This is a genomic window from Buttiauxella brennerae ATCC 51605 (assembly GCF_001654925.1).
Lineage (GTDB): Bacteria > Pseudomonadota > Gammaproteobacteria > Enterobacterales > Enterobacteriaceae > Buttiauxella > Buttiauxella brennerae.
In genome coordinates this window covers 207,268-220,470 of record NZ_LXER01000032.1, presented here as the reverse complement: position 1 = coordinate 220,470, position 13,203 = coordinate 207,268, and the positions used below count along the sequence as shown (strand labels likewise).

Sequence of the window (13,203 nt, the reverse complement as noted above, 5' to 3'; positions counted from 1 at the left end):
GATTTACTCCGGCTTAATCCGCGCCATAAAATACGCATCCACATACTGACCATTTCGCAGCGCGTAATTCTTACCGGTACCTTCAACCTCGAAACCGAATTTCAGGTAGACCGCCAATGCAGGCGCGTTATCTACAAACACTGTCAACTCAATGCGTTCGATGCGCAGCCAGTTATCACACAGGTCGGTCATGGCTGCCATCAGCGCGCTGGCGACACCAAGATTGCGATGTTTCATACAAACACTCATCCCGAAAGTCGCAACGTGGCTGCGGCGCGGGTTGGGTTCAACAGACAGAACTAAATGGCCCATAACCACATCGTCGATGCAAGCCACCAGGCTTTTGCGTCCAGAAGGTGGATGCTTCATTCGTTCTTCCCACATTTCTAGCGAAGGATGAGGAATTTGTAGCGTGTTGTGATAAACCTCTGGCTGGGCGTTAATCTGACGTAAAGCATCAAGATCTCTTAATTCAGCATGGCGTATCACGATTTCGCTCATTCCTTTTCTCCTCAAATAGTTAGATAACCCCTTCAACATCATTGATTTTTTTATTTTCGTCAACTGCCATCTTTTGTGAAAAAAAAGTAGACAAGTGCGAATGATAATGATTATTATTGTCATGCGTTCAGGGGAGACCCCTACGGAGACACCCTGAAAGCACGACATTGCTCACATTGCTTCCAGTATTACTTTAGCCAGCTCTGCTGGCTTTTTTTTATCCTTTTTTCAGCCTGGCTTACTTGCCATTTTGTCCTCGTGCTGTGCTCGAAATCCTCACGTACTTTAAGTACGCTCCGGTTTCTGCGCGCAGGCCGCGAACAAACTGGCTGCGCCGCCGACGGCTGATCTATGAACATCACCAACTAATTTGGGCAAAACCCTCGATCTTTATTATAAAAACATTGTTTTCGTAGGACGGCTTAGCGCCGCGACATCCGCCTGCGTCTCAAGTATGGTAATTGCAATTCAAAGTCAAAAAGGACGAAGCAATGACCCTACACTGCGCTTTTATAGGTTTTGGCAAAAGCACCACGCGTTACCACCTCCCTTACGTACTGGTTCGCAAAGATAAATTCCACGTTGCCCATATTTTTCGTCGCCATGAAAAGCCGGACATCGAGCAGCAGCCGGAATACAGCCACATTCATTTCACCAGCGATCTGGACGAAGTGCTGAACGACCCACAGGTCAAGCTGGTGGTGGTTTGCACTCACGCGGATAGCCACTTTGATTACGCGAAACGCGCACTGGAAGCGGGTAAAAATGTGCTGGTGGAAAAGCCGTTTACCCCAACACTGGCTGAAGCCAAAGAGCTGTTTGAACTGGCGAAAGCGAAAGGGCTGACCGTTACGCCTTACCAGAATCGCCGTTTTGACTCCTGTTTCCTGACGATGAAAAAAGCCATCGACAGCGGCAAACTTGGCGATATCGTTGAAATAGAAAGCCACTTTGATATGTATCGCCCGGCTGCGGAAACTAAACCTGGCCTGCCGGCTGATGGCGCGTTCTATGGCCTCGGTGTGCATACCATGGACCAAATCATCTCGCTGTTTGGCCGCCCCGATCACGTTGCCTACGATATTCGTAGCGTGCGTAACAAAGCCAACCCGGACGATACCTTTGAAGCGCAGCTTTTCTATGGCGATATGAAAGCCATCGTCAAAACCAGCCATTTAGTCAAAATCGATTACCCTAAATTCCTGGTTCACGGCACCAAAGGCTCGTTCATTAAGTACGGTATCGACCAGCAAGAAACCAGCCTTAAAGCGTACATCATGCCGGGCGAACCGGGCTTTGCGGCAGACAGCAGCGTAGGCGTGCTTGAGTATGTCAACGACGTGGGCGAAACCGTGCGCGAAGAGCTGAAACCGGAAGCGGGAGACTACGGGCGTGTATACGACGCGCTGTACGAAACCATTGTTAACGGCAAGCCAAATTACGTCAGAGAAGTTGAAGCATTAACCAACCTTGAGATCCTCGAACGTGGTTTCGAGCAAGCTTCACCTTCTACTGTGACCCTCGCTTAACCAGAAATTTTACGCCTCTGACTCGTTCACTTTTTTTGAACAGAGGCGTCAATTTTCACCCTCTATGATCATTTCCGATTCGGGTCCACACTTAGCCCATCAAACGAATTGCGGAGAAATGAAGATGATCTTTTTAAGAAAAGCTGAAGAACGTGGTCATGCGAATCATGGTTGGTTGGATAGCTGGCACACATTCTCTTTCGCCAATTATTACGATGCCAATTTCATGGGCTTCTCGGCATTACGTGTCATTAACGAAGACGTAGTTGAAGCCGGTGAAGGTTTTGGTACGCATCCACACAAAGACATGGAAATCCTGACCTATGTGCTGGAAGGCGCGGTTGCTCACCGGGACAGTATGGGGAACGAAGAGAAGGTTCCTGCGGGCGAATTCCAGATTATGAGCGCCGGCACCGGGATTACTCACTCCGAATACAACCCAAGCAAAACTGAGCGCCTGCGTTTGTACCAAATCTGGATCATTCCAGATAAAACCGGCATCACGCCGCGTTACGATCAACGCCGCTTCGATGCACCACAAGGCCGCCAACTGGTGCTTTCACCGGATGCACGTGACGGTTCCTTGCTGGTGAATCAGGATATGGAACTGTCGCGTTGGGCACTGGCGAAAGACGAACAATCTGTTTATCAGATTCCGGCTGATCGCCGCATTTGGGTTCAGGTCGTGAAAGGTGATGTGTCGATTAATGGCACTCAGGCCAAAACCAGCGATGCTATCGCCGTGTGGGACGAACAAGCGATTTCGATTCATGCTAACGAAGCGAGTGAGATTCTGTTGTTCGATTTGCCACCAGTGTAATAAATACCGTTAGTTACCGGTCACAACCTTCCTCGGAAACAGGGGAAGGTTGTGCTTTGTCCGTGCTAAACTTCGTTGTCGATAGTTAACCCGCACAGCAGGACAATGAAAAAGAAAAGACCGGTATTACAGGACGTTGCAGACCGCGTTGGAATCACCAAAATGACGGTCAGTCGCTTTTTGCGTAACCCTGACCAGGTTTCCGCTGCGTTACAGGTAAAAATTGCCGCAGCCCTTGATGAACTTGGCTACATTCCTAACCGCGCTCCAGATATTCTTTCCAATTCGACCAGCCGCGCAATCGGTGTGTTGTTGCCTTCGCTTACCAACCAGGTTTTCGCTGAAGTGCTTCGTGGTATTGAAAACGTTGTCGATGCTTACGGCTACCAGACGATGCTCGCCCACTACGGCTACAAGCCGGAACTGGAAGAAGAGCGCCTGGAATCAATGCTTTCCTGGAATATCGACGGTCTTATCCTTACCGAACGTAGCCATACTCCGCGCACTTTGAAAATGATCGAAGTGGCAGGCATTCCGGTTGTGGAATTGATGGACAGCATTTCGCCGTGTCTCGACATTGCCGTCGGGTTTGATAACTTCGAAGCAGCACGCCAGATGACTGCCGCCATTATTGCGCGTGGCCACCGCCATGTAGCGTATCTCGGTGCACGTCTTGATGAACGTACTGTGATTAAGAAAAAAGGCTACGAGCAGGCGATGAACGATGCCGGGCTTGTGCCATATAGTGTAATGGTCGAAAACTCCTCTTCCTATTCCACGGGCATCGAACTGTTCCGTCAGGCGCGCCGTGAATATCCGCAGCTCGATAGCATCTTCTGTACTAACGATGACTTAGCCATTGGTGCGGCGTTTGAATGCCAGCGCCAGGGTTTAAGTATTCCAAAAGATATGGCGATTGCCGGTTTCCACGGCCACGATATTGGGCAGGTGATGGAACCGCGTCTTGCCAGCGTACTAACGCCGCGTGAACGCATGGGTCGTATTGGCGCCGAGCGCTTGCTGGCGAGGATTCGTGGCGAAACGGTGACGCCGCAAATGCTCGACCTGGGTTTCACTTTATCTCCAGGTGGCTCAATCTAACCGTCTCAAAACATGATTTAGTTCACAGTTATACACTTTGCAAGCTAATGGTTATTGCTTATTGCACAGTCAGCTTAGACAATGTTACCGATAACAGTTACCCGTAACAGTTTTAATATTCCCAAAATAATTCGAGTTGCATCGCGGCGGCAAGAGAAGGAGTTCCGATGAGCTTAGTAAACTAAGTGATTCGGACGAGTGAACGCAGCCAACAAGGATGCAGCTTGAAGTATGAAGGGTATAACAGTCGGAGCTACGCTATGAGCACTACTAACCATGACCACCATATCTACGTCCTGATGGGCGTTTCTGGCAGCGGTAAATCTGCTGTTGCAAGTGAAGTAGCACATCAACTCAAAGCCGCGTTCCTTGACGGTGACTTCCTGCACCCACGCTGCAATATCATGAAAATGGCATCCGGTGAGCCGCTCAACGATGAAGACCGCAAACCATGGCTGCAAGCGTTAAACGACGCGGCTTTCGCCATGCAACGCACCAATAAAGTCTCCCTGATTGTTTGCTCCGCACTGAAAAAAGTTTATCGCGACCAATTACGCGACGGTAACCCAAACCTCTCTTTCATCTATATGAAAGGTGATTTCGAGGTGATTGAAAACCGTCTGAAAGCGCGTAAAGGGCACTTCTTCAAAACTCAGATGTTGGTCACTCAGTTTGAAACACTGGAAGAACCAAAAGCTGACGAACCTGATGTTCTGGTGGTGGATATTGACCAAACGCTGGAAGGCGTGGTGGCCAGCACTATTGATATGATTAATAAAGGCACTGCGCAGTGAGCACTTTAACTCTGGTTTTAACAGCGGTTGGCTCTGTTTTGCTGCTGCTGTTTTTAGTGATGAAGGCGCGTATGCACGCCTTCGTTGCACTGATGGTGGTTTCAATTGGTGCAGGGATATTTTCCGGGATGCCGCTCGATAAAATCGCGACAACTATGGAAAAAGGCATGGGTGGCACACTCGGCTTTCTGGCTATCGTCGTCGCGCTTGGCGCGATGTTTGGCAAGATCCTTCATGAGACGGGGGCCGTAGACCAAATCGCGGTCAAAATGCTTAAGGCTTTCGGCAAGAGCCGTGCACATTACGCAATTGGCCTCGCGGGTTTGATTTGCGCACTGCCGCTGTTCTTTGAAGTTGCCATCGTCCTGCTGATTAGCGTGGCGTTTTCTATGGCCCGCCACACCGGAACAAACCTGGTTAAATTGGTTATTCCTCTGTTTGCTGGCGTTGCCGCTGCTGCTGCATTTCTGCTGCCAGGGCCTGCGCCAATGCTGCTCGCCTCCCAGATGCACGCCGACTTTGGCTGGATGATTCTGCTGGGCCTGTGCGCTGCCATTCCGAGCATGATTATTGCGGGACCGTTGTTTGGTAATTTCATCAGTAAATACGTTGAGCTACACATTCCTGATGACATTACCGAACCGCATCTGGGCGAAGGCAAACTGCCATCGTTCGGTTTCAGCTTGTCGCTTATTCTGCTGCCGCTGGTGTTGGTTGGCATGAAAACCATCGCTGCGCGTTTCGTCGAACAGGGTTCCACGCTATACGAATGGCTCGAGTTTGTTGGTCACCCATTCACCGCGATTCTGGTGGCGTGTCTGGTGGCTATTTATGGCCTGGCGTACCGTCAGGGAATGGCGAAAGAAAAGGTCATGGAAATCTGCGGCCACGCGTTGCAACCAGCGGGCATTATCTTGCTGGTGATCGGTGCGGGCGGCGTGTTTAAACAAGTGCTGGTGGATTCTGGCGTTGGCCCTGCACTGGGCGAAGCGCTGACCGGTTTAGGTTTGCCGATTGCAGTAACTTGTTTTGTGCTGGCCGCTGCGGTGCGCATTATTCAGGGTTCCGCGACGGTTGCTTGCCTGACTGCTGTTGGCCTGGTGATGCCGGTTATCGAACAGCTGAACTATAGCGGCGCACAAATGGCAGCGTTGTCGATTTGTATCGCAGGCGGTTCGATTGTAGTGAGCCACGTCAACGACGCCGGTTTCTGGTTGTTTGGTAAGTTTACCGGTGCAACGGAAGGGCAGACTCTCAAAACCTGGACCATGATGGAAACCATCCTTGGTACCACGGGTGCGGTTGTTGGGATGGTTGCGTTCTCGCTGCTGTCTTAATAATTGGAGTTGGATGTCGCTACACTATTTCACCCTACAACAGTTTTCCGTAGGTCGGATTAGCGCAGCGACATCCGACATTTACTGGGCGGGCACATCACCACCCAGCAAAATATCTTTATGACATCAACGGCAACAGCTGCTGATAAATCTGGCTAAACACCGTTCGACGCTCTTTGTAACGCTCATGGCGTGCCATATCTGGCTTGTGTTGCTGCTCAAGCGGTAACTGCGCAAGCATGGATTGCAAAGGTTTATCTGGTGACATGGCAATTTGAGCCAGACGGGCCGCACCCAGCGCCGGGCCAACATCACCTCCGGTACGGTAATCCAGCGTTTGCCCACTAATATCTGCCAGCATTTGCCGCCAGTACGGGCTACGCGCACCGCCACCGATTAGCGTCACGCTTTGCGGCGTTACCCCACAGGAATGCACCACGTCCATACCTTCAGCCAGCGCATAACCGACACCCTCAAGCACTGCACGAGCCAACTCTGCCGGGCCATGTTGATGTGTCAGACCAAAGAAAACTCCTTTTGCCTGAGGATTGTTATGCGGAGTACGCTCGCCGGAAAGATACGGCAGGAACCACACATCGCCCGCTTCCTCATTCGCTTTTTCAGCAGCTGCCAGTAATGCCGGAACGGTATCTAACCCGGTGAGTTTTGCAGCCCAGTCCAGGCAGGATGCGGCGCTCAGCATCACGGACATCAAGTGCCAGCGGTTTGGCAGCGCGTGGCAGAAACTGTGTACGGCGCTTTCCGGCTTACTGCGAAAACCATCGCTAACGGCGAAGTAAACGCCAGATGTACCCAGCGACAACATCGCCTGACCTACGTCCAGCATACCCACGCCAACGGCACCTGCGGCGTTGTCACCACCACCCGCGACCACAGGCACAGCGGGCATATTCCATGCCTGTGCCACGTCTGCTTTCAGCCTGCCGGTGATTTCACTGCCTTCGAATAACTCAGGCATTTGCCGGCGGCTCAACTGGCAGGCGTCGAGCATTTTGTCGCTCCAGTCGCGTTTGGCGACATCCAGCCACATGGTGCCTGCCGCATCGGACATATCGCTGGCGAACACACCGGTCATGCGCAAACGCAGGTAATCTTTCGGTAACAGGACTTTATCTATTTGCGCGAAAACCTCAGGCTCATGGCGTTGAACCCATAGCAGCTTCGGCGCAGTAAAACCTGGCATCATCAGGTTGCCGGTAATCTCGCGAGATTCAGGCACGGCGGCTTCCAGCAGCGCACATTCTTCACCGCAGCGGCCATCGTTCCACAAAATCGCCGGGCGTAAAACGTTCTGCTGCTTATCAAGCAGGGTTGCGCCATGCATTTGCCCGGCAATCCCCAGCGCTTTTACGCCCTGAAGAGAATGCTGCTCGCCAAGTGCTTTCATTGCTCTGTCTGTCGCTTGCCACCAGTGCTCTGGATCTTGCTCAGACCACAACGGGTGGGGGCGTGAAACAGTCAGTGTTTCAGTGCGTGATGCCACCACCTCGCCTTGCTCGTCCAGCAAAATTGCTTTCACACCCGAGGTGCCGAGATCGATTCCGATATACATATCGACTCCTTACAAACGCGCCACGTAAAACGTGGCGCGGGAATTCGTAGGGTGGATAAGCGTTAGCGTCATCCACCATTGCAACTACGGCTTAAACTTATCTATCAAACAGGTAATGATTCACCAGGTTTTCCAACAGCTCCTGATGCCCACTCTGATGCTGCGGCGCCAGGTTATGCTGTTCAGCGTACTGCGCAATCTGCGCAAGCGACATTTGCCCTTTCAGGATTTGTTGGCCCAGCTCACCATTCCAACCGGCATAACGCTTCGCAACGCGCTTATCCAGTTCACCGTCTTCAATCATACGAGCCGCAATTTTCAGCGACAGTGCCATCACATCCATGGCTCCAATATGACCATAGAACAGATCGTATTTATCGGTGCTTTGGCGGCGTACTTTGGCGTCAAAGTTCAGGCCACCCGTGGTGAAACCACCTGCTTTTAAGATCTCATACATCACCAGCGAGTTTTCTTCCACGCTGTTCGGGAACTGGTCAGTGTCCCAACCCAGTTGCGGGTCGCCACGGTTGGCATCAACCGAGCCGAAGATCCCCAGTGCAATGGCGCTGGCGATTTCATGGTGGAAAGAGTGGCCCGCAAGCGTTGCATGGTTGGCTTCAATATTTACTTTGATCTCTTTTTCCAGACCAAACTGCTTCAGGAAACCATAAACCGTCGCGACGTCGTAATCGTACTGGTGCTTAGTCGGCTCTTGTGGTTTTGGCTCAATAAGCAGCGTGCCACGGAAACCAATTTTGTGTTTGTGCTCAACCACCATTTGCAGGAAGCGGCCAATTTGCTCGCGTTCCTGGCGCAGGTCGGTATTGAGTAGGGATTCGTAGCCTTCACGGCCACCCCAAAGCACATAGTTTTCACCGCCCAGTTTGTGAGTGGCGTTCATCGCGGTCACCACTTGCGTGGCGGCCCAGGAAAACACTTCTGGATCCGGGTTGGTTGCCGCACCCGCACCAAAACGCGGATTGGTGAAGCAGTTAGCGGTACCCCACAGCAATTTCACACCGCTTTCTTGCTGCTTTTGCGCCAGCACGTCGGTCATTTGTGCGAAGTTATTCAAGTACTCTTTCAGTGACGCGCCTTCTGGCGATACGTCCACATCATGGAAGCAGTAATACGGCACATTCAGTTTGTGGAAGAATTCAAACGCCACATCCGCTTTCAGTTTTGCCAGGCCTAATGCATCGCCTGCTTGATGCCACGGACGCTCAAAGGAACCGGCACCAAACATATCGGCACCGTTCCAGCAGAAGTTATGCCAGTAACAGGCGGCAAAACGCAGGTGCTCTTCCATGCGTTTACCCAGAACAATTTCGTCCGGGTTATAGTGGCGGAAGGCCAGAGGGTTAGTGGATTTAGTGCCTTCAAAACGTACACGTTCGAGTTGGTCGAAATAGGCTTGCATAATTGACTCCGTAATCATAATCAAGAGGGGGCGGCAAGTAAGCGATTCTGTAACTATCCTGTATTTTCCTCCGCCGTTGCTCAATTACGTTATTTCACACTGCGATTAAGAGAATGCTCAAACGTGCGCCACCTCGCAAAAAATGATGAAAATAAACCAAAAAACAACTCGAGCGTTATTCCAGTAAATATCGCAATGAAATGGATTTCTAAATTAAAGTACGATCGCCATCATAAATTAACAATTAAACAAAAAAACGTAATGAGAAGATAAAAATCTGTAATTGCTGGATTGCCATTCACAGACAACAATTCCCCCGGTCGACAGATGTTAATAATTTTTAATCCGATTTATTTCACCCTACAGGTATAACAAAATGAAGATTAAGAACCTTTTACTAACGTTGTGTGCCTCACTCGTCCTTACCAGCATCAGCGGTATCGCTAAAGAAGTTAAAATCGGTATGGCAATCGATGACTTACGCCTTGAGCGCTGGCAGAAAGATCGCGATATCTTTGTTAAAAAAGCAGAATCGTTAGGGGCGAAAGTCTTTGTACAATCTGCTAATGGCAATGAAGAAACGCAGATGTCACAAATCGAAAACATGATTAACCGTGGCGTAGATGTGTTGGTCATTATCCCTTACAACGGCCAGGTATTAAGTAATGTGATTGCCGAAGCAAAAAGAGAAGGGATAAAAGTATTAGCTTATGATCGCATGATTAATAATGCCGATATTGATTATTATATCTCTTTCGATAATGAAAAAGTCGGCGAATTACAAGCGCAAAGCATTGTTAATAAAGTGCCTTCTGGTAATTATTTCTTAATGGGTGGCTCGCCTGTTGATAATAATGCCAAACTGTTCCGCGCCGGGCAGATGAAAGTATTAAAACCTTATATTGATAGCGGAAAAATAAAAGTCGTCGGCGATCAATGGGCTGATGGTTGGCTGCCTGAGAATGCATTGAAAATTATGGAAAATGCCCTCACTGCCAATAACAACAAAATTGATGCTGTGGTGGCATCAAATGATGCCACTGCGGGTGGTGCAATTCAGGCGTTAAGTGCGCAGGGTCTGGCTGGCAAAGTGGCGATTTCCGGGCAGGATGCTGATCTTGCCGGGGTGAAGCGCATTATTGCCGGTACGCAAACCATGACGGTCTATAAGCCCATCACCAAACTGGCAAATACCGCCGCTGAAATTGCCGTGGAATTAGGAGAAGGCAAACAACCTGCATCTGATGCTGTATTGAATAATGGCATGAAAGATGTCCCTTCACGGCTGCTGACGCCAATCGAGGTCGATAAAGCGAATATCGACAGCACCGTTGTGGCTGACGGTTTCCACAAAAAGAACGAGCTATAACCCACTGCGCCCGTGTTTTTGCGCGGGCGATACCTTTAAAGCAGGTAAGGAGGGGCTATGCCTTGTTTACTGGAAATGAAAAATATCACCAAGGCTTTCGGCATTGTGAAAGCCGTAGATAACGTCAGCCTGGCGGTGGATGCCGGTGAAGTGATGTCGCTGTGCGGCGAAAATGGTTCCGGCAAATCTACGCTGATGAAAGTGCTGTGCGGTATTTACCCTTTTGGTAGTTACGAAGGGGAAATATGGTTTGCTGGCGAAAAACTCCAGGCCAGCCATATCCGCGATACCGAACGTAAAGGCATTGCGATTATTCACCAGGAGTTAGCGCTGGTGAAGCATCTGACCGTGCTTGAGAATATTTTCCTCGGTGCTGAGCTTTCACAATATGGCGTGCTGGATTACGACAGCATGACGCTGCGCTGCCAGAAATTGCTGGCGCAGGTGAGCCTGAATATTTCCCCGGATACCCGCGTGGGTTCGTTGGGACTTGGGCAGCAGCAACTGGTGGAAATCGCCAAAGCGCTGAATAAACAGGTTCGTTTACTGATTCTCGACGAGCCAACGGCGTCATTAACTGAGCAAGAAACGGCGGTACTGCTGCGGATTATTCGCGATCTCCAGGCGCACGGCATCGCCTGCATTTATATCTCCCACAAGCTCAATGAAGTGAAAGCCATTTCCGACACCGTCTGTGTCATCCGTGACGGGAAGCCTATCGGCACGCGTGAGTGCGCGCTGATGCGCGAAGAAGACATCATTACCATGATGGTGGGGCGTGAACTCACCGCGCTCTACCCGAATGAACCCCATCACATTAGCGACGAAATCCTGCGTGTTGAGCATCTCACCGCCTGGCACCCGGTTAACCGGCATATCAAGCGCGTGAATGATATTTCATTCTCGCTGCACAAAGGCGAAATCCTTGGCATTGCCGGGCTGGTGGGCGCCGGGCGAACCGAAGCCGTTCAGTGCCTGTTTGGTGTCTGGCCGGGGAAATCTGAAGGCCGTATTTTCATCGATAACAAACCGGTAAAAATCACCCATTGCCAGCAAGCCATTAGCCACGGTATTGCGATGGTGCCCGAAGACCGCAAAAAAGATGGCATCGTGCCGGTAATGGCGGTGGGGCAAAACATCACACTAGCCGCATTAAGCCAGTTTTCAGGTGTGTTAACTCACCTGGATGATGCCGCAGAACAAAACTGTATTTTGCAATCAATCGGGCGGCTGAAAGTCAAAACCTCATCCCCAGAACTGCCGATTGGCCGCCTGAGCGGCGGCAATCAGCAAAAAGCGATTCTTGCGCGTTGTCTGCTGCTTAACCCACGCATTCTGATTCTTGATGAACCCACGCGGGGCATTGATATCGGCGCTAAATATGAAATCTACAAACTGATTAACCAACTGGTTCAGCAAGGGATTGCAGTCATTGTTATCTCATCAGAATTGCCAGAGGTTCTTGGCCTGAGCGACAGAGTCCTGGTGATGCATGAGGGGCGAATCAAAGCCGACCTGGTAAACCACAACCTGACCCAGGAACAGGTCATGGAAGCCGCCTTGAGGAGTGAAAAGCATGTCGAAAAGCAATCAGTCTGAAATGAAACTGGCTCTACCCGCCGCATCACCTTTAGCGAGCCTGCGAGCGCTGAATCTCCAGGTTTTTGTCATGATTGCGGCGATTGTGGTGATTATGCTGTTCTTCACCTGGACGACCGACGGCGCATATCTCAGCGCCAGAAATGTTTCTAACCTGCTGAGGCAAACGGCTATCACCGGGATTCTGGCGGTCGGCATGGTGTTCGTCATCATCTCGGCGGAAATCGATCTTTCTGTTGGCTCGATGATGGGTCTGCTGGGTGGAGTGGCCGCCATTTTTGATGTCTGGCTGGGCTGGCCTTTACCGCTCACGATTGCCGTAACGCTGGTTCTTGGCCTCGTTTTAGGGGCGTGGAACGGTTGGTGGGTGGCGTACCGCAAAGTGCCGTCATTTATCGTCACACTTGCCGGGATGCTGGCGTTTCGTGGTGTGCTGATTGGCATTACTAACGGCACCACCGTGTCACCAACCAGTGCGGCGATGTCGCAAATCGGCCAAAGCTATCTGCCTGACGGTATCGGTTTTGGCATCGGCACATTAGGGCTGGTCGCGTTTGTTGCCTGGCAATGGCGGATGCGGACTCGTCGCAAGGCTCTGGGGCTGGTGGCACCCGCGTCTACGGGGATGGTAGGGCGGCAGGCTATCACTGCGGTTATCGTGTTGGGTGCCATCTGGCTGCTTAATGATTATCGCGGTGTGCCCACTCCGGTGCTCATCCTTACGTTGTTGCTGCTGGCGGGAATGTTTATGGCAACCCGCACTGCATTCGGGCGGCGTATCTATGCCATTGGCGGCAATATCGAAGCTGCACGGCTGTCTGGCATTAATGTCGAGCGCACGAAGCTGGCAGTGTTTGCCATTAACGGCCTGATGGTCGCGATTGCCGGGTTGATTCTCAGCTCGCGGCTGGGGGCGGGGTCCCCATCTGCCGGGAACATCGCTGAGCTCGATGCAATTGCCGCATGTGTGATTGGGGGAACAAGTCTTGCGGGTGGAGTGGGGAGCGTTGCCGGAGCCGTGATGGGAGCATTTATCATGGCTTCTCTGGATAACGGAATGAGTATGATGGATGTGCCGACTTTTTGGCAATACATCGTGAAAGGTGCCATTTTGTTGCTGGCGGTATGGATGGACTCAGCAACAAAACGCAAAGCGTAAG

At 51.0% G+C, this 13,203-nt stretch carries 11 protein-coding genes; 8 read left to right on the top strand and 3 right to left on the bottom strand.

Annotated elements, in window-relative coordinates:
* Window positions 1–3: 3 nt before the first annotated feature.
* Window positions 4–501, bottom strand: a complete 498-nt coding sequence (yhhY, locus tag M975_RS18220; RefSeq protein WP_064561301.1) for an N-acetyltransferase — start codon at window positions 499–501, stop codon at window positions 4–6.
* A 491-nt stretch (window positions 502–992) separates the two neighbouring features.
* Here yhhY and M975_RS18215 point away from each other — a divergent pair, with 491 nt between their 5' ends.
* The 5 genes from M975_RS18215 (at window position 993) to gntU (ending at window position 6,082) form a co-directional block, all read left to right on the top strand.
* Window positions 993–2,030, top strand: coding sequence for an oxidoreductase (locus tag M975_RS18215; RefSeq protein ID WP_064561300.1), 1,038 nt, complete (start codon window positions 993–995; stop codon window positions 2,028–2,030).
* A gap of 124 nt (window positions 2,031–2,154) precedes the next feature.
* Window positions 2,155–2,850 (top strand): pirin family protein, encoded by a 696-nt coding sequence (locus M975_RS18210; protein ID WP_064561299.1) that lies wholly within the window; start codon window positions 2,155–2,157, stop codon window positions 2,848–2,850.
* A 105-nt stretch (window positions 2,851–2,955) separates the two neighbouring features.
* Window positions 2,956–3,951 (top strand): gluconate operon transcriptional repressor GntR, encoded by a 996-nt coding sequence (gntR, locus tag M975_RS18205; protein WP_064561298.1) that lies wholly within the window; start codon window positions 2,956–2,958, stop codon window positions 3,949–3,951.
* A 260-nt stretch (window positions 3,952–4,211) separates the two neighbouring features.
* A complete protein-coding gene (gntK, locus tag M975_RS18200; protein ID WP_064561297.1) occupies window positions 4,212–4,745 on the top strand; it encodes a gluconokinase in 534 nt (177 codons plus the stop codon).
* Entirely contained in the window at window positions 4,742–6,082 is a 1,341-nt protein-coding gene (gene gntU, locus M975_RS18195; RefSeq protein ID WP_064561296.1) for a gluconate transporter, read from the top strand. Before gntK ends, gntU begins: the two co-directional genes overlap by 4 nt.
* A 118-nt stretch (window positions 6,083–6,200) precedes the next feature.
* Here the strand turns inward: gntU and xylB are convergent, their stop codons facing one another.
* The gene (gene xylB, locus M975_RS18190) at window positions 6,201–7,655 is read right to left on the bottom strand and encodes a xylulokinase (RefSeq protein ID WP_064561295.1); all 1,455 of its coding nucleotides are present in this window, start codon (window positions 7,653–7,655) and stop codon (window positions 6,201–6,203) included.
* A gap of 97 nt (window positions 7,656–7,752) precedes the next feature.
* Window positions 7,753–9,075, bottom strand: a complete 1,323-nt coding sequence (gene xylA, locus M975_RS18185) for a xylose isomerase (RefSeq protein WP_064561294.1) — start codon at window positions 9,073–9,075, stop codon at window positions 7,753–7,755.
* Between the two features lie 376 nt (window positions 9,076–9,451).
* Here xylA and xylF point away from each other — a divergent pair, with 376 nt between their 5' ends.
* The 3 genes from xylF to xylH are packed head-to-tail and all read left to right on the top strand — an operon-like array spanning window position 9,452 to window position 13,202.
* Window positions 9,452–10,444 (top strand): D-xylose ABC transporter substrate-binding protein, encoded by a 993-nt coding sequence (gene xylF, locus M975_RS18180; protein ID WP_064561293.1) that lies wholly within the window; start codon window positions 9,452–9,454, stop codon window positions 10,442–10,444.
* A gap of 57 nt (window positions 10,445–10,501) precedes the next feature.
* Window positions 10,502–12,043: a xylose ABC transporter ATP-binding protein gene (locus tag M975_RS18175; protein ID WP_064561292.1), complete on the top strand. Its 1,542-nt coding sequence runs from the start codon at window positions 10,502–10,504 to the stop codon at window positions 12,041–12,043.
* Complete coding sequence (gene xylH / locus M975_RS18170; protein WP_064561291.1) at window positions 12,021–13,202, top strand: xylose ABC transporter permease XylH; 1,182 nt, start codon at window positions 12,021–12,023, stop codon at window positions 13,200–13,202. The genes M975_RS18175 and xylH overlap by 23 nt, the downstream gene beginning before the upstream one ends.
* The last annotated feature ends 1 nt before the right edge of the window (window position 13,203 follow it).

Coding starts and splice junctions, on each gene's coding strand:
- yhhY (WP_064561301.1), bottom strand. CDS start 501: ATGAGCGAAATCGTGATACGCCATGCTGAATTAAGAGATCTTGATGCT.
- M975_RS18215 (WP_064561300.1), top strand. CDS start 993: ATGACCCTACACTGCGCTTTTATAGGTTTTGGCAAAAGCACCACGCGT.
- xylH (WP_064561291.1), top strand. CDS start 12,021: ATGTCGAAAAGCAATCAGTCTGAAATGAAACTGGCTCTACCCGCCGCA.
- M975_RS18210 (WP_064561299.1), top strand. CDS start 2,155: ATGATCTTTTTAAGAAAAGCTGAAGAACGTGGTCATGCGAATCATGGT.
- gntK (WP_064561297.1), top strand. CDS start 4,212: ATGAGCACTACTAACCATGACCACCATATCTACGTCCTGATGGGCGTT.
- xylA (WP_064561294.1), bottom strand. CDS start 9,075: ATGCAAGCCTATTTCGACCAACTCGAACGTGTACGTTTTGAAGGCACT.
- gntR (WP_064561298.1), top strand. CDS start 2,956: ATGAAAAAGAAAAGACCGGTATTACAGGACGTTGCAGACCGCGTTGGA.
- M975_RS18175 (WP_064561292.1), top strand. CDS start 10,502: ATGCCTTGTTTACTGGAAATGAAAAATATCACCAAGGCTTTCGGCATT.
- xylF (WP_064561293.1), top strand. CDS start 9,452: ATGAAGATTAAGAACCTTTTACTAACGTTGTGTGCCTCACTCGTCCTT.
- xylB (WP_064561295.1), bottom strand. CDS start 7,655: ATGTATATCGGAATCGATCTCGGCACCTCGGGTGTGAAAGCAATTTTG.